We start from the raw sequence: 26,056 nt of genomic DNA on the forward strand, positions 1-26,056 counted from the left end.
CCCTTCACTAATTTAGCATGTGACGCCCGGGAGTTCCCCCCCTTTCTCCCCGGTGTCATCACGCCTTCGGGCGTGTTCCTCCCTGAACCTTGGCCGCTCCGTGCATTGCACGGGGCGGTTTTTTCATTCCGCTGCCAGAGGCAGGCCGCTGTCGAGCGCCGCGGCGCCGAGATCGGCGATCAGTTCCCGCACAAACCCTTGGCTGAAGGCGAGTTTTTCGGGGTCGCACTGGTCGAGCGAGGCATTGAGATACAGCGCGCGATCCAGCTCTACCTGAACGGCGTGCACGCCTTTCGCCGGGGCGCCGTGCCGTTCGACGACATGGCCGCCGGCGTAAGGACTGTTTTCCCGCCAGCTCAGCCCGAAGCGAGCACAGGTCGCGCCGATTCGCGCAGTGATCCAGGGTGCCGCGCTATGACCGAACCGGTTGCCGATAACGACCTGCGGCGAGTCCGCTTCGCCGGTCCGGCCCAGCGGCGGCATCGAATGGAGATCGACCAGAATCGCCACGCCGTAGTTCCGCGCCACGTCGTTGAGCTGTGCCGCCAACATGGCGTGATAGGGGCGGTGATGCTCGGAGATTCGCTGCTCGACTTCGCGCAGGGACAGGCGTCCGCGCCAGATTTCACCGACACCGGTCAGCCGGCGCGGGATCAGGCCAAGGCCGCTGCGCACCTTCGGCGTCATCATCAGCCGCGACGCGACCGCGCCTTCGACGAGGCCGGGGTCGATCTCCGCTTCATGCCGGTTGAGGTCGATCCAGGCGCGCGGCGCGAGGGCAATCACCGTCGGCGCGCCGGCATCCGCGGCGACGGCATCCACGAACCGGTCCTCCAGCGCGATCAGCCTTTCGGCCGGCGGCCGCAGCTTCGCGCGATGCTCGGGCGTGTAGAGCCGGCCGGCATGCGGCACCGACAGGATGACCGGGCCGCCAAGATCGGCGCCGGTCAATTCGAAGGCGGGATTCGGAAGCGCCATCGCCGTCATTGCTAGGGACGGCGTCGCACGGCGGCAACGTTTTGGCGCAGCGCCTAGAAAAAATTAATCATCTCGCGCATAACTCGCACCGCGGATTGCTTCTCGTGCGTTGGGAAGCGGCGCGATGAGGCTGTCAATGATCCGAATTCTGCTGGCCGAAGACGATACGGCGATGCGCCAGTACCTGGAGCGCGCGCTGGAGCGGGCCGGCTATTCGGTGACGTCTGTCGATCGCGGCACGGCGGCGCTGCCGCTGATCGAGCAGGAACGATTCGACCTGCTGCTGACCGACATCGTGATGCCGGAAATGGACGGCATCGAGCTTGCCCAGCGCGCCGGCGCGATTGCGCCGGACATGCGCGTGATGTTCATCACCGGCTTTGCGGCGGTGACGCTGAAGGCGGGGAAGGCCGTGCCGCAAGCCAAGGTTCTCTCCAAGCCGTTCCACCTGCGCGACCTGGTGCTGGAAGTGGACCGGCTGTTCGACATCGGCAGCGCCAGCGGCCTCAACTGACGGCTTGCAAGCCCTGGGCGGCTCCGTTACAGGCCGCCCTCCGTGGGCGCGTAGCTCAGTGGTAGAGCACTGTGTTGACATCGCAGGGGTCGCAAGTTCAATCCTTGCCGCGCCCACCACTATCCTTCTGAGAAGGCGCTAGAAATCTGATCGGGTAGAATATACCCGATCAGATTTCCGGTGGCGATCCCGGTGAACCGTGGCGTAACTCCGGTGTAAATCGCTGTTTTAACGCGAATTCCGTCTTGAGATGACAGGCCGCTAAATGCGTGCGCTGCCTTTCCGGCGCGGGTGCTGGAGCAGATTGGCGTCAGCTGGTCTCAGCTTCGGTTCGGCCGAGGCTGTCACCGGGGGGAAAATCGTTCCCTATCGGGGGGAAACCGCTCGCCGCACCCTCAAGAAAACCTAATATTTTCAAGGGTGGTGACCCCTACGGGAATCGAACCCGTGTTTCAGCCGTGAAAGGGCCGCGTCCTAACCGCTAGACGAAGGGGCCATAAAGCGTGGTCCGCGCGCCCTATTGAATCAGGGCGTGCCGGTCAAGCGGATCGGCGGCGGCCGCTGGATAGTCCGGCTGGTAGTCTTCAACCGCACCAGGCGGCGTCGTCGAGATGGAGCTCGGCCTTGGGCGTGCTGCCCCAGTCGTCGAGCTTGGGGCGGCCGGCGACCCAGAGCTTGCGGTCCTTCGGTGCACCGAGCAGCGCTTGCCCAAGCTCGCCATCGGCGGCGCGGAAGGCGACCGCCTTGAGGCTCGCGCCATCGTCGCCCGAAAGGATCGCGCGGACATGGCCGTTGCCGACGACATCAGCCTTGATAACGCGCACCGGTCCGGCGGCGATGCGCGGGGCGGCCCAGCCGACGCCGTAAGGACCAGCCTGCTCCAACGAGTCGACAAGCTCCGGGGTCAGTCCGCGTGGGCTGAGCGAGGCGTCGAGCTGCAGCGCGCGCTGCGACGCGGCTCGCGCAACATCCTCGGCGAGCCGCTCTTCGAGAAAAGCGCGGAATGCGTCTATGCGGTCGGCGGCGACGGTGAGGCCGGCCGCCATCGCATGGCCGCCGCCCGCGATCAGCAGGCCGGCATCCTTTGCGGCCAGCACCGCTGCGCCGAGATCGACGCCGGCGATCGACCGGCCGGAGCCTTTGCCCGTGCCGGTCTCGTCGATGGCGATCACGATCGCCGGTCGGCCGAGCTTTTCCTTCAGTCGGCCGGCGACGATGCCGATGACGCCTGGGTGCCAGCCATGGCCAGCGGCGATGTGCACGGCAGGCTCGCTGGCCGTTTGACACGCTGCTTCGGCCGCTTGCTGGACTTCGGCCTCGATTGCGCGGCGTTCTTCATTCAGCCGGTCGAGCTCGGCGGCGATTTCCCGCGCCTCGGCCGCGTCCTCGGTGGTGAGCAGGCGCACCCCGAGGTCGGACTTCCCGACGCGGCCGCCGGCGTTGATCCGCGGGCCGAAGGCGAAGCCGAGATCGTGGCAGAGCGGCGCGCGGGTCAGTCGAGCAGCTTCAGCCAGCGCAGCCAGGCCGATATTGCGGCGGCCGGCCATGACCTTCAGGCCCTGGGCGACGAATGCGCGGTTGAGGCCGCGGAGCTGCGCGACGTCGGCGACCGTGCCCAGCGCAACCAGGTCCAGCAGATCGATCAGTTTCGGTTCGGGGCGATCGGCGAAGAAGCTCCGGCTGCGCAGCTCGCGCAGCAGTGCGGCGCCGAGCAGAAATGCAACGCCCACTGCGGCAAGATGGCCGTGCGTTGCGCCTTCGCCTTCGTCGAGGCGATTGGGGTTCACCAACGCATAGGCCGCCGGCAGCTCGGCGGCGCATTTGTGGTGGTCGACGACGATCACCTCGGCGCCCGCGGCGCGCGCCATGTCGAGCGCCTCGAATGCCTGGGCACCGCAATCGACCGTGACGATCAGCCGCGTGCCGCCGCCGGCGATCCGCACCAGCGCTTCGCCCGACGGGCCGTAGCCTTCCATCAGTCGGTCGGGGATGTAGGCGGCCGGGCGAAGGCCGAGCTGGCGGAGCAGGCGGATCAGCAGCGCTGCCGAGGTTGCGCCGTCGACATCATAGTCGCCGAAGATGGTGACCGGTTCGCCCGCCTGCACGGCGTCGGCGACACGGGCGGCGGCCTTGTCCATGTCGCGGAAGATCGATGGATCGGGCATGAAGCCACGGATTGTTGGCGCGCGGTGGGCCTCAATCGCGTCGCGGGCGCAGCCGCGGGTGAGGAGCAGGCGCGTCACCAGATCGTCGGGCGCGAACCCGGCGTCGAGCCCGTCCGCCGGCAGCCCGCGCCAATGCCAGGGCTGGCCCAACATGGAGCGCTTCACGCCCAGCGCCAGCCGCGGCTCGGAAGTGATGAAGTTCATGCCCGCTCTTCTCCGGCCCAAGCTTTGAATCACCTGGAGTCCGAGGACAAGGGCGAACGCTTCTTCACCCACAGCTTCGTGAGTTCAGGAATCTCGCTGACGCATATCAAAGCGACCGGAACGCCATCTTGCCCCGTTCGGTTGAGTGTCCGCTGAACGGCAGGAAACCGGCCGATTCCGGTTTACATCATCGATCTGCCGAATCTAGCACGCGGGGCTTGCTTTCAAGTGAGGCGGGGCCGAACGACCGTTTGAGCAGCAGGGTCGCACCGCCATTTGCCAACGAGGCGTAACCGGGCGGCAGCTTAAGCAATCATTAGCCATCAAAGCCCCGAGAATGGCGCAAAATCTGTCTTGCGTGCCGTGATCCGTCCCGTTTAGCTTCCGCGTACGAACAGGGGGCAAAATCATGAAATCATTGTGCGCGCTGGCGTTCGCCTGCGCTTTTGTTGCGGCCGCTCCGGCGCTGGCTCAGGAAAAGGCGGCGACCAAACCGGGTTTTGCGCTACCGGCCGGAAAGCCGATCCGCATCCTGGTGTTTCGCCCGGACGTGAAGGTCGGATCCCAATCGGCGGGGGGCGTGGTCACCAACAATGCCGAATGGACGAGCAGCGCCCGCAAGTTTCTCGCGGACGCGTTGGTGGCGGCGAAGCCGGGCGGGGCAAGCGATGTCGTGTTCATGCCTGAACTGGAAGGCGAGAACGCTGTGCTTCTCTCCGAGTATCGGGCGCTGTTTCGCGGCGTCGCCGATACTGTGCTTCAGCATCGGCTATTCAAGGGCAATCGTCTGCCCAGCAAGGTGACCGGGTTCGAGTTTACGCTGGGCCCCGACGTGTCGCGACTCGCCGCGCTCGGCGGAGGCGATTACGGCCTCTTCATTACCACGAACGATGCATATGGCTCGGCTGGCCGCAAGATGCTGCAGCTCTTCGCAGCCGGTATTGCAGGGGTGGGCGTGAGTTCCGGCGTCCATACCGGTTATGCCGGTCTCGTCGATCTGAAGACCGGCGATCTGGTCTGGATGAACGCCGATTTCAAAATGGGCGGAGACGTCCGTGATGCCGAAGGCGCCGCGAGGCGCGTTTCACAGTTGATCGAGGACTTCCCGCAGCCCGGAGGTGCGGCGGCGGCGGGAGGTCAGTGATGCGCGCTCGCCTGTTGGCGGCAATGTTGTGCGGCCTCGCTGTGCCCTCGCCGTCCGCCGGCAAGGAGTCTCAGCCCATCGGATCGCCCGCCGCGGCCGATTACAAGCCGGTTGGTACGGACGAACAGGGGCTGTGGCTGCAGTTCGAGGAGCTGGAACGACAAATCAAAACGTCAAAGCTGTTGGTGAAAGACACCAACGCAAATGCGTATGTCCGTCACATTCTGTGCCGAATTGTCGGTGACGAAAATTGCGCCCGGGTCAGACTCTACATCGTTCGCAATCCCATTCCGAATGCCAGTATGGCGCCAAACGGCTTTATGGTTATCCACACCGGAATGTTGTTGCGCGTTCAGGATGAGGCCGAACTCGCCGCAGTCATTGGTCACGAATTTGGCCATTTCGAACGTCGCCATAGCTTGGCCCGACTGAAGAGCCTCCGGAATACAGCCAGCTGGGTCAACTGGATAACGGTTCTTGCCATAGGAGCTGGATCGTCCGTGAACGTCGGGCCGACCCTATGGGCAAGCCACTTCAGCTATCAACGTGATCACGAGCGCGAGGCAGACCTGGACGGACTGGCTCTGATCGGGCGGGCCGGATATCGGACGGCCTGCGCCAGCGAAGTGTGGGCGCACATGCGGGAAGAAGAAGACGCAAGGGCTGCGGCATTGGGTGTCCGTACGACCAAGGACGCCTATCGCGGCCCATTCTCAACGCACCCGATGGACGTCGAGCGCATGACATATCTGAAGGCGGCCGCAGATAAGGTCGGGGCCGATAACAGTTATGTCGGGACAAGTGAGCTTCGCGTAGCTCTGTCGAATATATGGCCGATGCTAATCGAGGATCAGATCAAGCTGAACGATTTCGGTACGAGCGAATTCCTGCTTAAAAACCTCGCGCATGACAATTGGTCAGGCCAACTCCTCTACGCGCGCGGAGAGCTTTACAGATTTCGGGGGAAGGCGGGCGACTTTGAGCAAGCAGCCGCCTTCTATCGCGAGGCGACCGCAAAAGCCGACGCCCCGGCCGGTGCATGGCGCGGGCTGGGGCTGGCACTTGCCCGAACCGGAGACGCGGTGGGGGCCAAGACGGCCATCGACGAATATCTGAAACATAACCCGGACGCATCCGACAAGGCGATGCTTTCGATGATTGGGGGATCGCGATGAACAAGCATGTGCTCGGTGTTGTGCTGGCCGCGTCCGTTGTGGCCGCGCCGCTCTACGCGAAATGGACGTTGATGCCGGCGACGGCGCGGGTCTCCGTGGCCAATAGCGCGATGACTGTCGTTCCAGGTCAGGGTTGGAACATGACTTCCGTCCGTCCGTCGAAAAAGGGCGAGACATGGAGCTTCGACGGGCCGATCCTTGATCAGGTCGAGTTTGTCGGAGGCGTCGCGAACGGCGAGCCGCTCGCCAAGGAGCGCGACAAGAAGCGGCAGCCTTTGCCGAAGTTCGGCAGCGCAATGTTGGCGCCGGATGTCGCTCAGGCGTACGAGCAGACCCAGCGCATCCTGACCGGATCGCCCGATTTCGCGATCGATTCCATGGAGCCGGCCAGCTTCGCGGGACATCCGGGTTTCCGGTTCGCCTATCACTTCACCAAGCCCGACGAGGAGCTGACTCGGAAAGGCGAGGCGCGGGGAGCGATCGTCGGCGGCAAGCTTTACATGATCAGCTACACGGCGGCTGCGCTGCACTATTTCGACGCGCATCTCGCCAAGGCGCAGGCGATCATGGACAGCGCCAAGCTGAACTGAGGTTATCGCAGCCGCCGTCCTGCCCAGACCACGCGGCCGATCACGTCCAAGCGGGAGAGGTCGAGGGTGGGCCAGCTTGTATAGGCGGGGTTGTCGCTCTTGACTGAGACCCGCCTGCGGGCGCGGTCGACGATCAGGCGTTTGACGTTGAGCGCGCCGTCGAGGCGGAGGACGTAGATGCCGTCGCGGACATTGGCGCCCGCATCGCTCAGATCGACGAGGATGTCGTCGCCGTCGGCGAGGGTGGGCGACATCGAATCGCCGGTTACCTGAATCACTGAAAGCTGGGCCGGATCGAGCTTCAGCCCGCGCAGCCAGCTCGGGTCGAAGCGCATGCGGGCGCGGGCGCGTTCGTCATGGGCGAAGGCGCCGTGGCCAGCCGAGGCCTGTACATCGAGGACGGAGACCGAGATCAGTTCCTCGCCTTCATCCTCGCGGCCGCCGAGCAGGGCTTCGCTGACGCCGAAATAGCGGGCGAGAGTGCGACGGTCTTCCTCGTCGAGTTTCTTTGGGACGCCGCGTTTGATGAACTGCTGAATATAAGCGGGGTTGCGATTGAGCAGGCGCGAGAGCGAGGCGTAATCCTCCCGCCTCTCCCGGATCAGTGCGTCGAGCGCAGCGCGGGCTTCGCCGTCCATGCCAAATCCATAGCATAGGAATTCTCCTAGACAAATAGGAAATTACCTATGAAATAGGAAAACTCCTATCGAGCTTGAGTCGGGGAGGGGAGTGGCGGATGTTATGGAAAGTAGAGCGTTTTCTGAAAAGCAGCGGGATGTCGCCGACGGCGTTCGGGCGCCAGGTGGCGCGCGACCCGCGGCTGGTGCACGACATGCGGCGCGGGCGCGAGGTCGGCACGCGGCTGATGCAGCGCATCGAGTCGTTCATCGGAAGCAGCCGGTGAGACGCGCTGATCCGCATCGGGCGCTGATCCGCGTGCTGACCGCGCGCTATCCCGGCCTGCTGGTGCTCGCCAGCCGGTCGGAGCCCTGGGCGAGCGTGACGTTCACCGGGGCGCGGCACGAGCTGACGTGCCAAGGCGCGCCCGACCCGACCGGCATCGACGAAGCGGAGCTGGCGCTGCCGGGGCATATCGTCGCCGACGTGCAGGTGACGCGATCCGGCGGGCGGATTTCGATCGAGGCGCTGACGATCGAGGCGGTCTGACCGGAACATGCTGTGCCGCCACGCATTCCTGCCCGCGTGGCCGATCTCAGCACTGCGCATCTCACTTTTGTCGACGACGAGATGCCGGGGATCACGCGAAGGCGGTTCGGCCGCGCCTGGGGCTATTTCGCGCCCGACGGCAAACGCATCACCGACCGCGACGAGATCGACCGGCTGAACGGCGTCGGCCTGCCGCCCGCCTATGCGAACGCCTGGTTCTGCCCCGACCCCACGGGGCATATCCAGGCGATCGGCTATGACGAGCGCGGCCGGAAGCAATATCGCTATCACCCCGATTTCCGGGCGGCGCAGGAAGCGGCGAAATATGATCGCTGCCCCGCCTTCGGTCATCTGCTGCCGCGATTGCGCGCGGAGGTCGAGAAGGACCTGGCCCGGTCGGGGCTGAGCAAGGAAAAGGCCTGCGCCGCCGTGGTGAGGCTGCTCGACCTTTCGAAAGTGCGGATCGGCAACGAGGCCTATGCGCAGGAGAACAAGAGCTTCGGCGCGACCACGCTGCGCAAGCGGCACGCAGCCGTGAAAGGCGGTGCGCTGAAGCTCGAGTTCCGCGCCAAGTCCGGAAAGATGCGGCGGCTGACGATCAGCGACCGGTCGCTGCTGCGCTTCGTCAATAAGATGCAGGATCTGCCGGGCCAGCATCTGTTCCGCTGGTGCGACGAAGCCGGCGAGCTGCATCCGGTCACGTCGACCGACGTCAACCAGTATATCAAGGACGCGATGCAGGCGGACTTCACCGCCAAGCATTTCCGCACCTGGGGAGCGAGCGTGATCGCCTATCGCGTGCTGTTCGACACGCATGGGGACGTCTCGCTGAAGCAGATGCTCGAAATCGTTTCGGACGAACTGGGCAACACTCCGTCGATTGCGCGGAAATCCTATGTCCACCCGGCGTTGATCGATCTCGCCAAATCCGGCGCGCACTGGGATTCGAACATGAAATTGCCGCGTTCGATGCGTTATCTCGATCGTTACGAGCGCGGTCTGATTGCATTTCTCGGACAGCTCGACGAGGCTCGGGCCGAGCAGCGCGACGCCGCCTGATCCATAACGGAGTAAGACCCATCGCTACCCAAAGCCCCGCCGGAGCCATCGACATGGCCGGCCGGCAACTGACCGAACTCACCACGGCCACCGCGGTCTGGCTGCAGCAGCATTTCCTGGAAATCCTGATCGGGCTGGCCGCCGGCACGCTGATCGTGATGGCGCTGTACGCGATCCGGGGGCTGGGCGCGCGGCTGTGCCGGCGCGACCGGACTGGCACAGGCTGGGCGACGATCTTCGGCCGCGCGATCGACAAGACCGGCAACCTGTTCATCATCGCGACGGCCGCCAAGCTGGTCGACGGCTACGCCCAGCCGCCGCTGGTGCTGCAGCAGACGATCGACTTCGTATTCGTGATCGCGAGCGTGATTCAGGTCGCGGTCTGGGTGCGCGAGATCATCCTGGGTTTCGTCGAGCATCGCACCTCGGCCGGCGATCACGACACGCTGGGCAGCGCGATGGGGATCATCCGGCTGCTGGTGACGGTCGCGCTATTCGCGATCGCGGCAATCGTGATCCTGGACAATCTGGGCGTGAACGTGACGGGGCTGGTCGCCGGCCTGGGCATCGGCGGCATCGCGATCGGCCTCGCCGCGCAAGGCATTTTCGCCGACCTGTTCGCGGCGCTTTCGATCCTGTTCGACCGGCCGTTCCGCCGCGGGGATTCGATCGCCTACGACCAGACCAACGCGACCGTCGAGGCGATCGGCCTCAAATCGACGCGGCTGCGCTCGGTCACCGGCGAGCAGCGGGTGATTTCCAACAAGAACCTGCTGGACAAGGAAATCCGCAACAACAGCCGCGTCGCCCATCGCCGCGGCGAATTCACGTTGGGCGTGGTCTCGCAGCTCGATCCGGCGCGGGCGGACAAGCTGCCGGCGCTTCTGCGCGAGATCGTGGAGAGTGCGGGGCAGCAGTTCGTCCGGGCCGGCTTTGTCGGCTTCGGCGCGAGCACGCTGGACTTCGAAGTCGAATGGGATGTCGAGAGCCCCGACATGCAGGCTTACCACGATGCCCGGCACCGGGTCGGCATGGCCATTCTGAAGCGGTTCGCCGAAGAAAAGATCGACTTTGCCTATCCCAGCCAGACGCCGTTCACGGCGGCGCCCGATGGAAGACTGATCATGCCTTATCCCGACGTGCAGCCGGTCAAGGACGTTTCCCCCGCGCCGCCCCACGACCCGAAGGGATAGGGTCCTGGGGCCCGCCTCCCTGCGGGTCGGGGAGAGGAGAGGCGGTTGCCGGCCGGGGCAGGCCGGGCAAGGCGCTTCCGGGGAAGCTTAGGTGTGTACTTACATCCTCAGGCGGCGAGGAGCTCGGGAGCCATCGCCTCGACCATGCCACGCCAGTTGGCGACGGTGACGCAGTCGAGATATTGGCGCTGCATTTCGGGCGTCAGCACCTCGATCATCTGGCAGCCGTCGATCCAGATCTCGATAACGCCGAATTTGCCGCCGCGACTGCAATATTTGGCGCGCCAGCCCTCGCGGGCGGCGATGGCGTAAATGTCTTCCATGGAGCGGTCCGTGGACATCGCGAAGTGCACGGCGCTGCCGCGCGGACGGTCCGCCATCGTGCCGACCGCATCGCTGTCGGTTTCGGTGAGCGTGGTGCCGCGCGGATAGACTTCGATCATCGTGCCGTTGTCGGCGCCGTGAAACGCCATCCAGGAGCCAAAGCCGACCGGCGGGAAAGGAAGGGCAGTGCCGCCCCAGATTTCCGCCAGCACTTCCGCGGTGCGCTTAGCGTCATCGGCTTCGATCGACAGGTGAAACAACATTCTCGTCTCCGGTTGAACGCGGTGCCGGCCCGATAGGGCGGCGGTTCCGGGACGCGCTGTGCCACTGCGCATAGGAAGGCGCAGTCATGGTTCGACCAAGGGCGAAAGGCCGTCGTCGGAGCGGCGGAGGTGACGTTTCGTGCGACGAAGGTGCCCTCTCCCGCAAGCGGGAGAGGGATAAGAGCTCAGAACTTGCCGGTGATGGTGCGCTGCCACCAGCCCTTGCGGGCCGGCTGGTCGTTGGCAGCCTCGACCGGTTCGGGAGCGGCGACGGGCTCGGCCGGCTTCTCGAGCGCGACGGGAGCGGCCGCGGGCGTTTCCTCGGCAGGCGTAGCATCCGCCTTTTTGCGGCGCGTGCGCTTCGGCTTTGCTTCGGCTTCCGGTTCGACGGGAGCCGCTTCGGCAGCCGTTTCGACCGCGGCGTCGGCCTTGCGGCGGCGCGTGCGCTTCGGCGCGGCTTCGGCCGGCGGCGTTTCCGCGGCTGGAGCCTCGGCTTCGGCCGGAGCAGCCACGGCGTCGTCGGCCTTCTTGCGTGAGCGGCGGCGCTTCGGCGCTTCCTCCGCGATCGGTTCCGGCTGAGTCTCGGGCTCCGGCTCGGGCGCGGCTTCGACCGTTTCGGCGGTCTCCGTGGCGGTCAGCGCTGCTTCGGCAAAGCCCTGTTCCTCGCCACCGCGCCGGCGCCGTCCGCCGCGACGGCCCCGACGGCCGCGACGACGACGGCCTTCGCCGTCCTCGTGCGCGGCGGCTTCAACGGTGCCGGGCTGCTCGACGGTGTCTTCGGCATCGATGGCTTCAGCCTCGACGTCGCCCACCGGCTCGCCGCTCTGCACTTCGCCGTCCTGTTCGCGCCCGCGGCCGCCACGACGGCGCCGCCGGCGACGACGGCCGCCGCCTTCGCCACGCTCCGCGCGATCGCCGCCTTCGGAGCGTTCCTCGCGCTCCTCGGCTTCGACCTCTTCCTCTTCGTCCTCGTCGACGATCGTATCGTCATCGTCGAAGGCGATCTGCGGCGGCTCGAAGCGCGGCGCATGGGCGGGCGGCGGGCCGCTGGCCTCGACCGCCATGCGCGCGCCCTCGATCTCGCCCGAGGGCGTCACTTCGATGCGGACGCCGTAGCGGTCCTCGATCTCGGCGAGCTCGGCCCGCTTGTGGTTGAGCAGGTAGAAGCAGGCTTCCGAGCTGGCGCGGAGCAGCAGCAGCGAGCCGCGGCCGCGCGCCGCTTCGTCTTCCAGCAAGCGCAGGGCCGACAGACCCGCGGACGACGCGGTGCGGACGAAGCCCGAGCCTTCGCAATGCGGGCAGGGGCGCGTGGATGCCTCGAGCACGCCGGTGCGCAAGCGCTGGCGGCTCATTTCCATCAGCCCGAAGCTGGAGATGCGGCCGACCTGGATGCGCGCGCGATCGTTGGCGAGCGCGCCCTTCATCGCCTTCTCGACCTTCCGGACGTTGGAGCCGTTTTCCATGTCGATGAAGTCGATGACGACCAGGCCCGCCATGTCGCGCAGGCGGAGCTGACGGGCGATTTCCTGCGCGGCTTCGAGATTGGTCGCGACCGCGGTCTGCTCGATACCGTGCTCGCGGGTCGAGCGGCCGGAGTTGATGTCGATCGAAACCAGAGCTTCGGTCGGGTTGATGACCAGATAGCCGCCCGATTTGAGCTGCACGACCGGCTGGTACATCTGGCTGAGCTGGTCCTCGACGCCGAAGCGCTGGAAAAGCGGCACCGGATCGGCATAGCCCTGGATGCGGCGCACATGGCTGGGCATCAACAGCTTCATGAAGGAGCGCGCGGCGCGATAGCCTTCCTCGCCCTCCACGATCACTTCGTCGATGTCGCGATTGTAGATGTCGCGGATCGCGCGCTTGATCAGATCGCTGTCGCCGTAGATCAGCGCGGGCGCGGAGGCGCTCAGCGTGTTCTCGCGGATCGTGTCCCACAGTCGCGCGAGATAATCGAAGTCGCGCTTGATCTCGGTCTTGGTGCGGGAAAGGCCGGCGGTGCGGACGATGCAACCCATCGTGCGCGGCAGCTTCAGCTCCGCCATGATCGACTTCAGCCGCTTGCGGTCGGAGGCGTTCGAGATCTTCCGCGAAATGCCGCCGCCCTGAGCGGTGTTCGGCATCAGCACGCAATAGCGGCCGGCCAGCGACAGATAGGTGGTGAGCGCCGCGCCCTTGTTGCCGCGCTCTTCCTTGACGACCTGGACCAGCAGCACCTGACGCCTACGGATGACGTCCTGAATCTTGTAGCGGCGGCGCAGGCGCATGCGGCGCTCGCGCAGGGATTCGACGGCTTCGTCGTGCGAGCCGTTGCCGTTGCCATGGACGGATTCGGGGCGCGGTGCATCCTCGTGCTCGTCGCCATGATCGTCGTCCGCTTCGGCATCGCCTTCGCCTGCCTCGTCGTGATCCTCTTCGGCTTCCTCGCGCGCGCGGAGGCGCTCTTCTTCTTCGGCGTGCTCAGCTTCTTCGCGGAGCAGCGCCTCGCGATCCTCCTTCGGGATCTGATAGTAATCGGGATGGATTTCGCTGAAGGCCAGGAAGCCGTGGCGATTGCCGCCATAATCGACGAATGCCGCCTGGAGCGACGGTTCGACCCTGGTAACCTTGGCGAGATAGATATTGCCTTTGAGCTGCTTTCGCTCGGCAGATTCGAAATCAAACTCCTCGATGCGGTTTCCCTTGACGACGGCAACGCGGGTCTCTTCCCGGTGCCGCGCGTCGATCAGCATGCGCGTTGTCATTTATTGTTCTCCGGACGCGGCCGCGGCTCCATGAGCGGCATGCGGCTGCGCGATCTGTAAAAATGGGCGTGGGCGCGGCCCCTGTCCGCGTTTCGCCCGATTGCCTGGACATAGAAAAAAGCGCTTCTGCTGCAGCGGCATGCCGGGGTGAAAAGCCCGAACCAAGGGTCCGCGGGGCGCAATCGACGGCGAAGGCCGTGCGATGCGGGACGCGGAAAGAATGCCTCATTGCAACATCAACCTGTGGGACCGGCGCGTGTAGCGGCCGATCGTAATGCGCCGAACGAATATAGGTGCTCGGCAGGCGACTGCTAGCATCGGCTTGGTCCGGGGGCAAGTTAGAGCTGTTTCTGATAGATTCGGTAGAGCTTGTTGACCTTGCTCTCGATCGTGTCGGCGATCGCGACCATTCCCTGATTGTCTTCGAGGATCCAGCCGATCTCGCCGCGGGAAGCGCCGTAATGCGCGACGGCAGCGCGGCGCGAATATTCGATCATCATGAAAGCGAGCTGACTAGCGAGGCGGGAGGTCTGGAGGCGCTTCACCACGCCCATCAGCGGCACGCGCATCGTCCGCGCTTTCGGCTTTCGCAGCCAAAGCAGCAGCTTGGCCCAGCCGAACGGCAGCAGCGAACCATTAAGTGGCTTCAGCGGTTCGTTGAGATCGGGAAGGGTGATCATGAAGGCGACCGGCTCGCCCTCAACCTCGGCGATGTAGATCAGGTCCTCGAACACGATCGGTTTGAGCTTCTTGCCGACTTCCTCGACCTCCGGGTCGGTCAGGGGCACGAACCCCCAATTGTCGGACCAGGCGTCGTTCAGGATGCGCAGGATGATCGCCGCCTCTTCGGCGAAGCGGGACTTGTCCACCTTGCGGATGTTGATGCGGGCGTTCTTCTCGCCGGCAGCGACGATGCGCTGCACGAGCGGCGGAAAGCCCTTGGTCACGTCCAGGTCGTAAGTGACGACGTCCTTGGCCCCGGCATAGCCGAGCGCCTCGATCCACGCGCGATAGCGCGCATCCTGATGGCCCATCATCACCGTCGGCGGATGGTCGTGGCCTTGGATCAGCAAGCCCGGCTCTTCCCAGATCGAGGCGCTGACGGGGCCCAGTGCCTTGGTCATCCCTTTGGAACGCAGCCAGTCCTCGGCGGTGGCGATCAGCGCCTTGCCGGTCGCCTCGTCATCGGCGTCGAAATAGCCCCAGAAACCGGTGCCTGGACCGAAGCCCTGCTCGGGCGGCTGTTCGAGTGCGAGCAAGTCGATATGGGCGGAAATGCGGCCGACGAGCGTGCCGTCGCGCTTCGCCAGGAAGAGCTGCTGCTCGGCATGGGTCAGCCAGGCGTTCTTCCCCGGCGTTATCATGTCGACGGCCTCGCCTTTCAGCGGCGGCACCCAATTCGGATCGTTCGCGTAATGCTTGAAGGCGTACTCGACAAAGGCCTTGCGACCGGCCTGGTCGTTGACGGAGACGATCTGGATATCGGACATGGGCTGCGTAAGTGACGCGGGAAAGCGCCGCGCGCCAGTCCTTTGTTTGCCACGCTTGCGCCACTATGTTGGGCAAGTGGGCCAACCAATGACGACGACTTTGACCTTTGACGCGACTCCGGCCGCGGATGCGCCAACGCCCAAGCGGCGCATCGCCGATGATACGGCGCTGCTGAAGGCGGCGGCGGAGCTGACGCGCGAGTACAGCACCGCCAATCCGCGGATTTATTGGACGGATTTTCTCGCCTCTGCGGGAATCGGCTATGCGGCGCTGGTCGCGACAATCCTGGCGGGGTCGGTCGGCTGGGCGATCGCGTTCGGCGTGGTCGCGGTGCTCGCGCTCTATCGCGCGGAGAGCTTCATCCACGAACTGACGCACATGAAGCATTCGACGGTGCCGGGCTTTCGCGCGGGCTGGAACGCGCTGATCGGCGTGCCGATGATGGTGCCGTCCTTCATGTACGAAGGCGTCCACAATCTGCACCACGCGCGCACACGGTATGGAACGGTCGACGATCCCGAATATCTGCCGCTGGCGCTGATGAAGCCCTGGACGTTGCCGGCCTTCATCCTGATCGCGGCGCTGGCGCCGATCGGACTCATCATCCGCTATGCCGTGCTGGCGCCTCTGTCGCTCCTCTCGCCGAAGCTGCGCGAGGCGGTCGTCGCCCGCTATTCGGGGCTGGTGATCAATCCGGAATTCCGCCGCCGTTCGCCCGAGGGCGAAGCGAAGGCGCTGTGGACCAAGCAGGAAATCGCCGCGAGTCTTTGGGCGATCGCGTTGGTCGCTCTGGTCGCGACCGGGGTGCTGCCGCTGCGTGCGTTCCTGATCATGATGGGCATCGCCTCGGCGGTCGCGGTGCTGAACCAGGTGCGGACCCTTGTCGCGCATCTGTGGGAGAACGAAGGCGAGCCGATGACGGTGACCGCCCAATATCTGGACAGCGTCAACGTGCCGCCGCCTGCCTTGCTGCCGGGCCTGTGGGCGCCGGTGGGCTTGCGCTACCACGCGCTGCACCATCTGCTGCCGAGCGTGCCCTATCACAATCTGGGGATCGCCCACCGCCGGCTGTGCGCGGTGCTCGATCCGGCATCGCCTTACTTTAAGGCGAACTACAAAGGGCTGCCGGGGCTGATGTGGAAGATCGGGCTGAGCTCGATCACGCGTGGCGCTAAGCGCTGACCAGTTTTATTCGCCGCCCGGTCTTGCCGAGCGCCTGACGGTCGGGGAGCGCCAGGCCGACACGGAGCGTCGCCCAGAGCGCAGGCCAGAAGAGCAGCAACAACCCGACCGCGCGCACCGGCGCTCCGAAAGGACGTAGGGCGCTTCCCACAATCCACAGCACCGCGGACAGCAGCAGGGCGGTGAGCAGGGCGCGCATTGCAGCCGCGTCGAACGCGACGATGCCATCGGCAAGGCGAAGCTCGACGGTCGCGGCCCATGCGATCAGCACGGTACCGGCACTGACGGCCCAAGCCATGCCGGTCGCGCCTTGGGTCGGCACCAGCACCGCGCCGAGCACCGCCCAGGCGCCCAATCCGATCGCGCTGTTGAGGAGCGGCAAGATGCGGTGGCCGGTCATCTCCACGACCGGTGTCGCCGGACCGACCACAGCTTCGGCGGCGCGGCCGAGCACGAGGATCACGAGCAGCGGCAGCGCCGCCGCCGTCTCGGGCGCGAACAGGCTCAGGATATCGGACGCGATCAGCATCAGCAGCGCCGACAGGGGCACGACGAACACGATCGAGAGCCGCGTCGCGAATCCGTAGAGCGCGGCGACGCCGGCGCGGTCGTGCGCGGCCTGCGCGGCGGCGAGCGGGGCCAGCACATACTGGAACGCCTGGCGCACGATCAGCGGCACCGACGAGACCTTGCGCGCGATGCCGAACAGGCCAGCGGCCGTCGCGCCGCGCGCGGCGGGGAAGGCGAGGTTGAGCAGGATCGCCGGCAAGTCGTTGAACAGGCGCCGACTGATCGCGGAGGGTAGCAACGCGAAACCTGTCTTTAGCAACTCGCGCCGGAGGCGAGGCGATGCGGGGGCGGTGAGCAACAGCCGGGCATCGTAATAGCGGCCGAGCAGGCGCGCGGAGAGCAGAGCGGTCAGGAATAGCGATGCGAGGTGCGCGAGCAGCAGGCCGAGGCTGTGGGCTCCGAGTGCGAAGAAGCCCACTGCGAAGATGAGCCGGGCGACTTGCTCCCAGAAGATGCGCAGCCGGATTTCCGGGCCAAAAGCGCGGCGTGCGCGAGCGGCGGAGGTCGAGACCTCGACGAACGTCCAGAGTGGCAATGCCCAGGCGAAAATTGCGATCGCGAGCGGGAGCTGCGCCTGATCTTTGGGGGCGGCGGAGAGCGTCGCCGCCAATGGCTCCGCGAAGATCGTCGCGGCCAGCGCCAGCATGGCTGCGGGGATGACGGAAACGAGCAGCGCGAACCGGACGGAGGCGTGCGCGTCCTCCTCGCTTTCGGTGGGGACGATCCGCTGCAGCGCCTGGGTCATCGACAGGTCGATGATGTTCTCGACGATGTTCACCGCCGCCCAAAGCACCGTGTAGATGCCATAGGTCGCGATTCCGAACAGCCATGTATAAGCGGGCTGGGAAACGACTTCAATCAGGGCGCCCAATCGGGCCAGTGCGGCCAGTCCAGCGCCACGGGCGACGTCGCGGTTGGTGACGGCTCCGCTCACTCCTCGGTTCGCACCAACACGGTCTCACCGATCAGCAGGAACAAAAGGAACGGCGCCCAGGCCGAGAGCAAGGGCGGGTAGGCGCCGAGATTGCCCATCGCGAGCGAGAAATTGTCGGCGACGAAATAGGCGAAGCCCAGCCCCATGCCGATCACCGCGCGCACGAACAATTTACCCGAGCGCGCGAGCCCGAAGCCGGCGACCGCGCCCAGGAGAGGCATCAGCACGGCGCTCAAGGGTCCCGAAATCTTGTGCCACAGGCTCGCCTCGAGCGACTTGGTCGGGCGGCCGGCGGCCTTCAGGTCCTCGACAGCCTGGCGAAGTTGAATGAATGACAGGCCATCCGCGTCGATATTGGCGAGGGTGAAGCGATCGGGGCTGACGCCGCGTGCTGCCATGACAGTGCCGAGCTCTTTCTCGGTGCCGGTGCCCACGTCGAACCTTCGCGCGCCAGTCAACCGCCACGCGCCGTCTATGTATTGGCCTTCCTTGGCTTCGATAATCTGGGACAGCGTGTTGCCGGTGCGATCGTAGATAGCGATGCCTTCCAGCCGTGTGTCGCGGCCGCGGCCGATCGCGCGCTCGGCACGGATCAGGTCCTCGCCGTTTCGCACCCACAGGTTGGAGAGCACCGTGCTGCTTTTGGGCAAGGGGCCGTAATTGGCCTTTTGCCACGCGGTGAGCGTCGCGGTTGAGCGCGCCACCACGCGTTCGTTGAAAACGAAGGAAATGCCCGCAACGAACAGACCCGCCACGATCAGTGGCGCCAGGATCTGGTGCGCCGAGAGACCCGACGCCTTCATCGAGATGACTTCGCTGTTCTGGTTCAAGGTGATCAGCGTGATCAGCGTGCCGAGCAGCACCGAAAAGGGTAGAAACCGCGCGACGATCTGGGGCACGCGCAGGCCGACATAGGTCCAGAGCTGCGGCTCGCCATTGCCGGGATAGCCGAGGATGCGATCGGACTCGCCGAGCAGGTCGAGCATCGTCAGGATCAGCACCAGCCCGGCAAGCACCGCGAACGAGCGCACCAGGAACATGCGCGCCGTGTAGAGCGTAACGGTCCGCGACGGGAAGAATTGCAACTGCACGGCTTAGGCGAGCCTTTCCCGCTTGCGGCGATCAAGCCGAAACCAGCGGCGCACGGCGGTGAAGGCCTTGCTGAAGACGCGCTCGAGCCCACCAATCGGCTGGCCGCCGGGCACATAGGCGAGCTGGTAGTAGAGCCAGCCGACCAGCGCCGCGAACAGGAGGAACGGCACCCATAAGGCGATCAACGGGTCGATGCGGCCGAGCGAGCCCATGCCCTGCGCATATTCGTTCACCTTGTGATAGGTGACGACGATCACGATCGAGAGGAACACGCCGAGCGCCGAGGTCGACCGCTTGGGCGGCACCGCGAGCGCCACCGCGAGCAGCGGCAGCAGGAACATCGAGACGACCTCGACGATCCGGAAGTGAAAATTGGCGCGGCTTTCGTTGCGCTGCGCGGGCGTGGTGTGGGAATTGCTGCCGATGCGGACCAGCTCCGGAATGGTCAGCTCGCGCTCCTTGCCGCCGCGGCTGCGGAAGCGTTCGACCTTGGGCAGATCGATCGGCAGGTCGTGCGAGGTGAAGCTCAGCACGCGCGGCGTGACGAAGCCGGGCTCGTTGTGGACCAGCGTGCCGTTCTTCAGCCGGAAGATGATCACGTCGGGATCGTCGGTGCGCAGGAAGCTGCCTTTTTCGGCGGTGACGGCCAACGTGCGATCGCCCTTGCTTTCGGCGCGAACGAAGATGCCCGACAGGTCGGCGCCCCGATTGTGGCTCTGTTCGATCCGCACCGTCATCTGCTGGCCGAGCGTCGTGAACTCGCCGACTTTGATCGAGGCGCCGAGCGCGCCCGACCGCAGCTCGAACTGCAGCCCCTCATAGGCGTAGCGCGCCTTGGGCTGGATGAAGCCGACAATCGCGAGGTTCAGGATCGCCAGCGCGATCGTGAACAGATACGGCACCAGCAGCAGCCGGCCATAGCCGAGCCCTACCGCACGCAGCACGTCGAGCTCGGACGAAGTCGCGAGCCGCCGGAAAGCGAGCAGGATGCCAAGCATCAGCCCGATCGGAATGCCCAGCGACAGATATTCGGGCAAAAGGTTCGCGAGCATGCGGAAAACGACGCTGACCGGTCCGCCCTCCTGCGCGACGAAGTCGAACAGCCGCAGCATCTTGTCGAGCACGAGCAACATCGCCGCGATCACGAGCGTCGAGAAGAGCGGAACGGCGATCAGCCGGGCAAGGTATCGGTCAACAGCGGATAACATCTTCGAATTCTAGACGCCCTGCGACCATGTTTTGGCCGCAAAGCTCCACCAGATGCCAGTGTCAAGGTGGCGGTGCGGCGTGTCCGCTATAGCCGCGGATGTAGAGATGGTCATGAAGAAAGTTGCGGTTGCTTTTCTGGCCGCCTTCGGCGCGGCGGCATGGAGCGTTCCGGCATCGGCGATGTTCGGCGATGCGGATGCCTGCGCGCGCGGCGAAAGCGCGTTGCTGGTTCGCGTCGACGGCTTCAAGGAGCGGCAGGGGACGCTGCGTGTGCAGGTCTATGGCTCCAACCCCGCCGACTTCCTCGCCAAGGGCAAGAAGCTGAAGCGCGTCGACGTGCCGGTCGCCAAGGCCGGACGCATGGACGTGTGCGTGGCACTTCCGGGCCCGGGCAATTATGCAGTCGCGGTGCGGCACGATCAGGACGGCAACGGCCGCTCCGGCTGGTCGGACGGCGGCGGCTTTTCGCGCAACCCGCATATTTCGCTGCTGCACCTGAAGCCCAGCTATAACGACGTGGTGATCCAGGTCGGACGTGGCGTGAGGCCGGTGGACGTCACGCTGCAATATCGCAGCGGGCTGTCTATCGGACCTGTGCGCGGCTGATGGCCTGCGTCGCGCTCCTTTCCAATCCACGCTCCACGGGCAACCGCGCCCTTTTGCCGCGCGTCCGCGCCTACTGCGCTCGTCACCCCGACGTATTCCATTACGAAGTGGAAGAGATCGGCCAGATTCCGGACGCGATGCGCACCATAGCGCGGGTGAGCCCTAAGGTCATCGTGATCAACGGCGGCGACGGATCGGTGCAGGCGGCGCTGACCGAGCTGCATGGCGGCCGCCATTTCGGCGAGACGCCGCCGCCGGTCGCGGTGCTGCCGAACGGCAAAACCAACCTGATCGCGCTCGATCTGGGCGCGCAGGGCGATCCGCTAGAAGCGCTCGAGAAGATCGTCGAACTCGCCCAGTCCGACCTGGACGCGCATATCGTCCGCCGCGAGCTGATCGCGCTTTCCGACGGCTATGACAGCCGGCCGGTGCTCGGCATGTTCCTGGGCGGCGCGGGGCTGGCCGATTCGATCCTGTTCTGCCGGAACAAAATCTATCCGCTGGGACTGCCGAACGGGCTCAGCCATCTCCTGACCGCGCTGGCGGTAATCATGTCGGTCGTGCTCGGAATCCGGGCCGCATTCTTGCCGCCGCGGCCGTCGCCCGTCAGCGTGTCACTGAAGCGCGGCGGGCAATTCTCGGGTCGTTTCACCTTGCTGATCGTGACCACGCTCGAACGGCTGCTGCTCGGAAGCAAGGCCGAGGGTGCTGGCGGACGGCTGAAGCTGATGGCGGTCGAGCAGGGATCGGGCACGCTGTTCCGCGCGGTGTTCGCAAGCATCCGCGGACGGCTGGGCCGCAACCGGCTGCAGGGTGTGCATATAGAGCAGGGCGACGAAATCGAGATCGCCGGCGAACGGTCGAACGTGATCTTGGACGGCGAGCTGTTCCAGACAAGCGCCGACAAGCCGATCGTGCTGCGCACCACCGCACCGGTTCCGTTCCTGAAGCTCGCAGCATAAGTTCCGGCCCGCATGGGCGACCTCCAAGACCTGATCGCGGCCGAACTCGCGCAGCCTGTCGATGCGCGCGTGCGCCAGGCGGCTGGAACGATCGCGGCAGCGCATCCGGGCGCCCGCGCGGTGCTCTTCTACGGGTCGTGCCTCAGGACCGGCGAGATCGACGGGCAAATGCTCGATTTCTATCTGATCGTTAGCGACTATCGACAAGCATACGGAAAGCGCTGGCTGGCCTGGGCGAACCAGATGATCCCGCCGAACGTCTTTCCGTTCGAACGAAACGGCGTCGCCGCCAAATATGCGGTGTTGAGCGAAGACCACTTGCGCAGGGAGTGCAGCGTGGCGGCGCGCAGCCCATCGGTTTGGGCACGCTTCGCCCAGCCGGTTCGCCTCGTCTGGGCTGCCGACGACAACGCACGCACGACCGTGAGGCAGGCTGTCGCCAGCGCCCCTTCCACGTTCCTTGAGCTTGTTCGGCCTACCATGACAAACCGCCAGGCCACCGACGTACTCCAAATCTGGCGTGAGGGATTCACTCTCACCTACGGCTCGGAACTGAGAGCGGAACGAAGTGGTCGACCAGACGCGATCGTTGACCAAGAGCCGGCACGTTATGCGAAAGTGGCGAACCTCCTCGGTTTTCCACGATCCGACGACGATGATGCGCGAGCGCGGCAGAGTGCCATAGAGGCCTGGCGACAACACCAGAGGCGCGGCAAGCGCCTAACACTTCTCCGCTTAGCCAAAGCGAGCCTGACCTTTGCCGGAGGAGTTGATTACCTCGCCTGGAAGATCAACCGGCATGCGGACGCGGGCATTGTCGTGAAGCCGTGGCAGCGGCGCTGGCCGCTGCTCGGCGCGCTCATTCTGCTGCCGCGGCTGCTTCGAAGGGGGGCGGTCCGCTAGTCTTGGCGAGCGCGGCCTGAACCGCATTGGACAAGGCGCCGATCGTGAACGGCTTGCGCAGCACGTCGTGCCCGCCGAACGCCGCCGCTTCGTCGATCTCGCCGGCATAGCCGGTCACGAACAAGACCCCCAGATGCGGGTGACGCGGCTGAAGCGATGCGATCAGTTCGGGGCCGGTGGTGCCGGGCATGACCACGTCCGACAGGATCAGCCGGACATCCGAGTGCGCGTCGATCAACGCTTCCGCTTCGTCCGGCGAGGCGCAGGCGATCGGGCTGTGCCCCAGTTCCGCCAGCGCCTCGACGGTCGCGTTCAGCACGCGCGGATCGTCCTCGACCACCAGGATCGTCGCATGTTCCTCGCGGTGGGAATGGCCTGAGAAACCGGTCTCGCTTGCCGGCGACACGATACGCTGGGCGCCGGTGAAGCGCGGCAGCAGTAGCGTCACGGTCGTGCCGAAACCCGGCTGCGAGGTAATGATGATCTCGCCCATCGACTGGCGAACGAAGCCGAAAATCTGGCTCAGGCCCAGGCCGGTGCCCTTGCCGACGGGTTTGGTCGTGAAGAATGGCTCGAACACCCGGTCGAGCACCGACTGCTCCATGCCGCAGCCGGTGTCGGCGACGGAGATTGCGAGATAATCGCCCGCGCGCATGTCGCCGAGCTCGCCGGGCGATAGTGTGCGCATGCCGGTGGCAAGCGTCAGCGTGCCTTCGCCGTCCATCGCATCGCGCGCGTTCACGGCGAGGTTCAACAGCGCGTTTTCGAGCTGGTGGCGATCGACCCACACGCTCCAATCCTCGCTATCGAAGCGTGTGCGCACTGAGATGCGCTCGCCCAGCGTGCGGTCGAGCAGATCGTGCATGCCATCGATCAGGGAATCGGGCGAGACGGCTTCGGGGAGCAGCGGCTCGGCGCGGGCGAAGGCAAGCAGGCGCCGGGTGAGCGCAGCGGCGCGGCTGGCGCCTTCCATCGCGTTTTCGATGTGCCGGCCGGCCTCCGCGGAGCCATCGGCCATGCGGCGCTTGGCGAGTTCCAGCCCGCCGATCACCACCGCGAGCATATTGTTGAAATCGTGCGCGATGCCGCCAGTGAGCTGGCCGACCGCATCCATCTTCTGGGCCTGACGGAGCTGAGCTTCCGCCGCCGCGCGATCCGCCGCCTCGGCCAGTAATGCTTCGTTGGCGAGGCGAAGCTCCCGCGTGCGGTCGGCAACCGCTTCTTCCAGCTCCTGTGCGCGACGCGCGACGTCATCGGCGTCCTTTCGAGCCGTGCGTCGTTCCGCCATCGCCTGGATAACGGTGAAGCCCAGGAAGGCCGCACCGGTCAGCAGAATGACGGCGAAGGACAGAAGCAGGCTCGCCGCCCAATTGGACTGATCGAGCGTATCGTTCGCGTCCTTGATGCGCGCGCCGAGCGTGCGGTTTTCGAGCGCGATGATCTGCTCGACCGTGTCGTTCAGTTCCTTGACGCTCGCGACCTTGCCGGCCTTGTCGAAGATAGCGAGGCCATTGATCTTCTGGTCATAGCGCGTGCGAAGCGCTGCGCCCGACAGCATGTGGCCGCGCTCGTCATAATAATGGCGAAGCTTGGCGGCGAGGCGTGCCTGTTCCGGATTGTCGCGCGTCACCTCCCGCAGACGGTTGATCGCGAAGCCCGCGCGGCGCCATTCGTCGACATAGACGCGGCCAAATTCCGGCTGGAGATTGACGACGTAGCGGCCGAGCGAAAGCTCTGCATCGGCCATCGTGCTCTGCAACGTGCGGACGAGGATCATCACCTCGAAGCTGTGCCGCTGCGCCGCAAGCGCCTGGTCGCGCTGCCGATTGGAGTTGGTAACGAGAACGGTGAGGGCGATAAGACCGATCGCTGCGACGAGCGCGAGCGCGATCGCAAGCGCGCGCCGCACGCTGATCGAGCCTTGCTCGTTATCCTGGCCTAATCCCGCAACCATCCCCACGCCGCCTGTAACAAAGCGTGGTTAACGGTTTCTGTCCAGCGCAGTCAGGCGATCACGCCCATCGACCGGCCAGCCTGTGCGAACATGGCGATGATCTGCTCGACTTGCTCCGGCGTATGCTCGGCGCAGAGCGAGCAGCGGAGCAGATACATGCCGGCCGGAGTCGCGGGCGGGCGCGCCATGTTGACGTAAAGGCCGAGCTCCAACAGCGCCTGCCATATGCCCACCGCCTGTTCCTGTGTCGGCAGCAGCACGGCGATGATCGCCGATTGCGGCGTTTCGGTGCCGAGCCTGAAGCCAAGCTCGGTCAGGCCGTTATGCACGCGCCGGGCGTTCTCCCACAGGTGCTGGCGCTTGTTGTGGGCGTGACGAAGCTTGCGGATCGACGTCGCCGCGGTCGCGACCACCGAAGGCGGCAGCGAAGCCGTGAAGATATAGGGGCGGCAGGCAAGGCGGATCGCTTCGAACTTCGGGTGGTTCGACACGCAGAAGCCGCCGACCGTGCCGACCGATTTGGAGAAGGTGCCGACGATGAAGTCGACATCGCCTTCGCAGCCCTGATCCTCGTAAACGCCGCGGCCGTTGGGGCCGTAAAAGCCCATCGAATGGGCTTCGTCGGAAAGCACCATCGCGCCATGCTTCTTGGCGACCGCGACCATGTCCTTCAGCGGCGCGATGTCGCCCAGCATCGAATAGACGCCCTCGAGCACCACCAGTTTGCCCGCCTCCTTGGGCAGGCGGCCGAGCCTTTTGTCGAGATCGGCGATGTCGTTGTGGCGGAAGCGGACGATTTCGGCATAGCCCTGCTTGCAGCCGTCGTAGATCGAGGCGTGGCTGTCGGCATCGAGGATCACATACTCGCCCTTGCCAACCAGCGTGGAGATCATGCCGAGATTGGCCATGTAGCCGGTCGAGAAGACGATCGCGCCGGTGGTGCCGTAGAATTCCCTAAGCGCTTCCTCGACCTCCATATGATCGCGGAAGGTGCCGTTCAACATGCGGCTGCCGTTGGTGCCGGAGCCGAACTGGTCTAGCGCGTCCTTGCCGGCCTGGATCACGTCCGGATCGAAGGTCATGCCCATGTAATTGTACGTGCCGAGCAGGATCGTCTTCTTGCCCTTGATGACGGCCTCGGTGGGCGACAGCACCTGCTCCATCACGATCGCGAAGGGATCGCGGACGCCGCTGTCGAGTAACGCCTGGCGCTCGGCGATCAGGCCGTCGAACTTCGACATCAGGTCGCGCTCGGGCGCGACCGTCTCGACGGTGGGGGCGTCGGCGGTCTGGAGGCTGTCGGTCATCGGCTCAGCCCTGGAGCTTGCCGACCGCGTCGACCAGCTGGCCGACGGTTTCGATTTCCGCCTGCATGTTCATCGTGATGATGATGTCGAACTCGTCCTCGACGGCAGCGACGAAGTCCATCACGGTCAGGCTGTCCCATTCGAGATCGCCGGCGAACGTGGTCGTGTCGGTGAGCGCCACGCCCTTTTTGTTGAACGGCTCAATCAGGCGGTGGACGATTGTTTCAATTTCTTGACGGTCGGACATGAGCGGTCCCTAATGCGGTTGGGCGCGCCTTGCCAAGCGATTGCGGCTGAAGGGTGGCAGCCCCAAGACACGATGAAGG

At 65.3% G+C, this 26,056-nt stretch carries 24 protein-coding genes and 2 tRNA genes; 13 read left to right on the top strand and 13 right to left on the bottom strand.

Annotation, left to right across the window (positions count from 1 at the left end; genetic code table 11):
- Positions 1-123: 123 nt before the first annotated feature.
- Positions 124-978: an N-formylglutamate amidohydrolase gene (locus tag ACFSCW_RS03755; protein ID WP_380887041.1), complete on the bottom strand. Its 855-nt coding sequence runs from the start codon at positions 976-978 to the stop codon at positions 124-126.
- 136 nt (positions 979-1,114) lie between these two features.
- Between ACFSCW_RS03755 and cpdR the strand changes: the two genes are divergently transcribed.
- Positions 1,115-1,492 (top strand): cell cycle two-component system response regulator CpdR, encoded by a 378-nt coding sequence (gene cpdR / locus ACFSCW_RS03760; protein ID WP_380887043.1) that lies wholly within the window; start codon positions 1,115-1,117, stop codon positions 1,490-1,492.
- A 44-nt stretch (positions 1,493-1,536) separates the two neighbouring features.
- Positions 1,537-1,611: transfer RNA gene (locus ACFSCW_RS03765), tRNA-Val, on the top strand.
- Positions 1,612-1,913: 302 nt separating this feature from the next.
- Here the strand turns inward: ACFSCW_RS03765 and ACFSCW_RS03770 are convergent.
- Together ACFSCW_RS03770 and recJ are read right to left on the bottom strand one after the other, a co-directional pair.
- A tRNA-Glu gene (locus ACFSCW_RS03770) sits at positions 1,914-1,988 on the bottom strand.
- Positions 1,989-2,076: 88 nt separating this feature from the next.
- On the bottom strand, positions 2,077-3,861 hold the full coding sequence (gene recJ / locus ACFSCW_RS03775; protein WP_380887045.1) for a single-stranded-DNA-specific exonuclease RecJ: 1,785 nt from the start codon (positions 3,859-3,861) through the stop codon (positions 2,077-2,079).
- Positions 3,862-4,270: 409 nt separating this feature from the next.
- On the opposite strand from recJ, the gene ACFSCW_RS03780 reads away from it, so the two are divergent.
- The 3 genes from ACFSCW_RS03780 to ACFSCW_RS03790 are packed head-to-tail and all read left to right on the top strand — an operon-like array spanning position 4,271 to position 6,770.
- Positions 4,271-5,005, top strand: coding sequence for a hypothetical protein (locus ACFSCW_RS03780; protein ID WP_380887047.1), 735 nt, complete (start codon positions 4,271-4,273; stop codon positions 5,003-5,005).
- Positions 5,005-6,180, top strand: a complete 1,176-nt coding sequence (locus tag ACFSCW_RS03785; protein WP_380887049.1) for a M48 family metalloprotease — start codon at positions 5,005-5,007, stop codon at positions 6,178-6,180. Before ACFSCW_RS03780 ends, ACFSCW_RS03785 begins: the two co-directional genes overlap by 1 nt.
- The gene (locus ACFSCW_RS03790; RefSeq protein WP_380887051.1) at positions 6,177-6,770 is read left to right on the top strand and encodes a hypothetical protein; all 594 of its coding nucleotides are present in this window, start codon (positions 6,177-6,179) and stop codon (positions 6,768-6,770) included. The genes ACFSCW_RS03785 and ACFSCW_RS03790 overlap by 4 nt, the downstream gene beginning before the upstream one ends.
- Before the next feature lie 2 nt (positions 6,771-6,772).
- Here the strand turns inward: ACFSCW_RS03790 and ACFSCW_RS03795 are convergent, their stop codons facing one another.
- On the bottom strand, positions 6,773-7,408 hold the full coding sequence (locus tag ACFSCW_RS03795) for a S24 family peptidase (RefSeq protein ID WP_380887053.1): 636 nt from the start codon (positions 7,406-7,408) through the stop codon (positions 6,773-6,775).
- A gap of 98 nt (positions 7,409-7,506) precedes the next feature.
- Between ACFSCW_RS03795 and ACFSCW_RS03800 the strand changes: the two genes are divergently transcribed.
- From ACFSCW_RS03800 to ACFSCW_RS03815, 4 genes are all read left to right on the top strand, one after another.
- Entirely contained in the window at positions 7,507-7,674 is a 168-nt protein-coding gene (locus tag ACFSCW_RS03800) for a hypothetical protein (protein ID WP_380887055.1), read from the top strand.
- Entirely contained in the window at positions 7,671-7,937 is a 267-nt protein-coding gene (locus ACFSCW_RS03805; protein ID WP_380887057.1) for a hypothetical protein, read from the top strand. The genes ACFSCW_RS03800 and ACFSCW_RS03805 overlap by 4 nt, the downstream gene beginning before the upstream one ends.
- Before the next feature lie 81 nt (positions 7,938-8,018).
- Positions 8,019-8,996: a DNA topoisomerase IB gene (locus tag ACFSCW_RS03810; RefSeq protein ID WP_380890001.1), complete on the top strand. Its 978-nt coding sequence runs from the start codon at positions 8,019-8,021 to the stop codon at positions 8,994-8,996.
- Positions 8,997-9,049: 53 nt separating this feature from the next.
- Complete coding sequence (locus tag ACFSCW_RS03815) at positions 9,050-10,189, top strand: mechanosensitive ion channel family protein (RefSeq protein WP_380887059.1); 1,140 nt, start codon at positions 9,050-9,052, stop codon at positions 10,187-10,189.
- A gap of 107 nt (positions 10,190-10,296) precedes the next feature.
- Here the strand turns inward: ACFSCW_RS03815 and ACFSCW_RS03820 are convergent, their stop codons facing one another.
- From ACFSCW_RS03820 to ACFSCW_RS03830, 3 genes are all read right to left on the bottom strand, one after another.
- Positions 10,297-10,776, bottom strand: coding sequence for a hypothetical protein (locus tag ACFSCW_RS03820; RefSeq protein WP_380887061.1), 480 nt, complete (start codon positions 10,774-10,776; stop codon positions 10,297-10,299).
- Positions 10,777-10,961: 185 nt separating this feature from the next.
- Positions 10,962-13,520: an Rne/Rng family ribonuclease gene (locus tag ACFSCW_RS03825; RefSeq protein ID WP_380887063.1), complete on the bottom strand. Its 2,559-nt coding sequence runs from the start codon at positions 13,518-13,520 to the stop codon at positions 10,962-10,964.
- A gap of 338 nt (positions 13,521-13,858) precedes the next feature.
- Positions 13,859-15,010, bottom strand: coding sequence for an N-acetyltransferase (locus ACFSCW_RS03830; protein ID WP_380887065.1), 1,152 nt, complete (start codon positions 15,008-15,010; stop codon positions 13,859-13,861).
- 88 nt (positions 15,011-15,098) lie between these two features.
- On the opposite strand from ACFSCW_RS03830, the gene ACFSCW_RS03835 reads away from it, so the two are divergent.
- The gene (locus ACFSCW_RS03835; protein WP_380887067.1) at positions 15,099-16,193 is read left to right on the top strand and encodes a fatty acid desaturase family protein; all 1,095 of its coding nucleotides are present in this window, start codon (positions 15,099-15,101) and stop codon (positions 16,191-16,193) included.
- Here ACFSCW_RS03835 and ACFSCW_RS03840 read toward each other — a convergent pair.
- The 3 genes from ACFSCW_RS03840 to lptF are packed head-to-tail and all read right to left on the bottom strand — an operon-like array spanning position 16,183 to position 19,997.
- A complete protein-coding gene (locus tag ACFSCW_RS03840) occupies positions 16,183-17,697 on the bottom strand; it encodes a lipopolysaccharide biosynthesis protein (RefSeq protein ID WP_380887069.1) in 1,515 nt (504 codons plus the stop codon). The two genes, ACFSCW_RS03835 and ACFSCW_RS03840, sit on opposite strands and share 11 nt — an antisense overlap.
- Positions 17,694-18,788 (bottom strand): LPS export ABC transporter permease LptG, encoded by a 1,095-nt coding sequence (gene lptG, locus ACFSCW_RS03845; protein WP_380887071.1) that lies wholly within the window; start codon positions 18,786-18,788, stop codon positions 17,694-17,696. The genes ACFSCW_RS03840 and lptG overlap by 4 nt, the downstream gene beginning before the upstream one ends.
- A 3-nt stretch (positions 18,789-18,791) precedes the next feature.
- Positions 18,792-19,997 (bottom strand): LPS export ABC transporter permease LptF, encoded by a 1,206-nt coding sequence (gene lptF / locus ACFSCW_RS03850; protein ID WP_380887073.1) that lies wholly within the window; start codon positions 19,995-19,997, stop codon positions 18,792-18,794.
- A gap of 112 nt (positions 19,998-20,109) precedes the next feature.
- Here lptF and ACFSCW_RS03855 point away from each other — a divergent pair, with 112 nt between their 5' ends.
- The 3 genes from ACFSCW_RS03855 to ACFSCW_RS03865 are packed head-to-tail and all read left to right on the top strand — an operon-like array spanning position 20,110 to position 22,469.
- The gene (locus tag ACFSCW_RS03855; RefSeq protein WP_380887075.1) at positions 20,110-20,604 is read left to right on the top strand and encodes a DUF2141 domain-containing protein; all 495 of its coding nucleotides are present in this window, start codon (positions 20,110-20,112) and stop codon (positions 20,602-20,604) included.
- A complete protein-coding gene (locus tag ACFSCW_RS03860; RefSeq protein WP_380887077.1) occupies positions 20,604-21,566 on the top strand; it encodes a diacylglycerol/lipid kinase family protein in 963 nt (320 codons plus the stop codon). Before ACFSCW_RS03855 ends, ACFSCW_RS03860 begins: the two co-directional genes overlap by 1 nt.
- A gap of 12 nt (positions 21,567-21,578) precedes the next feature.
- Positions 21,579-22,469 carry a hypothetical protein gene (locus ACFSCW_RS03865; RefSeq protein ID WP_380887079.1) on the top strand — a complete coding sequence of 297 codons (891 nt, stop codon included), beginning with the start codon at positions 21,579-21,581 and terminating at the stop codon, positions 22,467-22,469.
- Here the strand turns inward: ACFSCW_RS03865 and ACFSCW_RS03870 are convergent.
- From ACFSCW_RS03870 to ACFSCW_RS03880, 3 genes are read right to left on the bottom strand one after another with little or no spacing between them, the layout of a single operon-like run.
- On the bottom strand, positions 22,426-24,423 hold the full coding sequence (locus ACFSCW_RS03870) for an ATP-binding protein (protein ID WP_380887081.1): 1,998 nt from the start codon (positions 24,421-24,423) through the stop codon (positions 22,426-22,428). The genes ACFSCW_RS03865 and ACFSCW_RS03870 overlap by 44 nt on opposite strands.
- A gap of 50 nt (positions 24,424-24,473) precedes the next feature.
- The gene (spt, locus tag ACFSCW_RS03875) at positions 24,474-25,730 is read right to left on the bottom strand and encodes a serine palmitoyltransferase (protein WP_380887083.1); all 1,257 of its coding nucleotides are present in this window, start codon (positions 25,728-25,730) and stop codon (positions 24,474-24,476) included.
- Positions 25,731-25,734: 4 nt separating this feature from the next.
- The gene (locus ACFSCW_RS03880; RefSeq protein WP_380887085.1) at positions 25,735-25,977 is read right to left on the bottom strand and encodes an acyl carrier protein; all 243 of its coding nucleotides are present in this window, start codon (positions 25,975-25,977) and stop codon (positions 25,735-25,737) included.
- Between the last annotated feature and the right edge of the window lie 79 nt (positions 25,978-26,056).

It is taken from the genome of Sphingomonas tabacisoli, from assembly GCF_042678385.1.
Lineage (GTDB): Bacteria > Pseudomonadota > Alphaproteobacteria > Sphingomonadales > Sphingomonadaceae > Sphingomonas_B > Sphingomonas_B tabacisoli.

Bases quoted from the DNA above. Each gene is read 5' to 3' on its own strand.
- ACFSCW_RS03830 (WP_380887065.1), bottom strand. From the start codon at position 15,010: ATGTCCGATATCCAGATCGTCTCCGTCAACGACCAGGCCGGTCGCAAG.
- ACFSCW_RS03795 (WP_380887053.1), bottom strand. From the start codon at position 7,408: ATGGACGGCGAAGCCCGCGCTGCGCTCGACGCACTGATCCGGGAGAGG.
- ACFSCW_RS03860 (WP_380887077.1), top strand. From the start codon at position 20,604: ATGGCCTGCGTCGCGCTCCTTTCCAATCCACGCTCCACGGGCAACCGC.
- ACFSCW_RS03800 (WP_380887055.1), top strand. From the start codon at position 7,507: ATGTTATGGAAAGTAGAGCGTTTTCTGAAAAGCAGCGGGATGTCGCCG.
- ACFSCW_RS03835 (WP_380887067.1), top strand. From the start codon at position 15,099: ATGACGACGACTTTGACCTTTGACGCGACTCCGGCCGCGGATGCGCCA.
- ACFSCW_RS03810 (WP_380890001.1), top strand. From the start codon at position 8,019: ATGCCGGGGATCACGCGAAGGCGGTTCGGCCGCGCCTGGGGCTATTTC.
- ACFSCW_RS03865 (WP_380887079.1), top strand. From the start codon at position 21,579: ATGGGCGACCTCCAAGACCTGATCGCGGCCGAACTCGCGCAGCCTGTC.
- ACFSCW_RS03780 (WP_380887047.1), top strand. From the start codon at position 4,271: ATGAAATCATTGTGCGCGCTGGCGTTCGCCTGCGCTTTTGTTGCGGCC.
- lptF (WP_380887073.1), bottom strand. From the start codon at position 19,997: ATGTTATCCGCTGTTGACCGATACCTTGCCCGGCTGATCGCCGTTCCG.
- spt (WP_380887083.1), bottom strand. From the start codon at position 25,730: ATGACCGACAGCCTCCAGACCGCCGACGCCCCCACCGTCGAGACGGTC.
- ACFSCW_RS03825 (WP_380887063.1), bottom strand. From the start codon at position 13,520: ATGACAACGCGCATGCTGATCGACGCGCGGCACCGGGAAGAGACCCGC.
- cpdR (WP_380887043.1), top strand. From the start codon at position 1,115: ATGATCCGAATTCTGCTGGCCGAAGACGATACGGCGATGCGCCAGTAC.
- ACFSCW_RS03755 (WP_380887041.1), bottom strand. From the start codon at position 978: ATGGCGCTTCCGAATCCCGCCTTCGAATTGACCGGCGCCGATCTTGGC.
- recJ (WP_380887045.1), bottom strand. From the start codon at position 3,861: ATGAACTTCATCACTTCCGAGCCGCGGCTGGCGCTGGGCGTGAAGCGC.
- ACFSCW_RS03855 (WP_380887075.1), top strand. From the start codon at position 20,110: ATGAAGAAAGTTGCGGTTGCTTTTCTGGCCGCCTTCGGCGCGGCGGCA.
- ACFSCW_RS03880 (WP_380887085.1), bottom strand. From the start codon at position 25,977: ATGTCCGACCGTCAAGAAATTGAAACAATCGTCCACCGCCTGATTGAG.
- ACFSCW_RS03785 (WP_380887049.1), top strand. From the start codon at position 5,005: ATGCGCGCTCGCCTGTTGGCGGCAATGTTGTGCGGCCTCGCTGTGCCC.
- ACFSCW_RS03870 (WP_380887081.1), bottom strand. From the start codon at position 24,423: ATGGTTGCGGGATTAGGCCAGGATAACGAGCAAGGCTCGATCAGCGTG.
- ACFSCW_RS03820 (WP_380887061.1), bottom strand. From the start codon at position 10,776: ATGTTGTTTCACCTGTCGATCGAAGCCGATGACGCTAAGCGCACCGCG.
- ACFSCW_RS03815 (WP_380887059.1), top strand. From the start codon at position 9,050: ATGGCCGGCCGGCAACTGACCGAACTCACCACGGCCACCGCGGTCTGG.
- ACFSCW_RS03790 (WP_380887051.1), top strand. From the start codon at position 6,177: ATGAACAAGCATGTGCTCGGTGTTGTGCTGGCCGCGTCCGTTGTGGCC.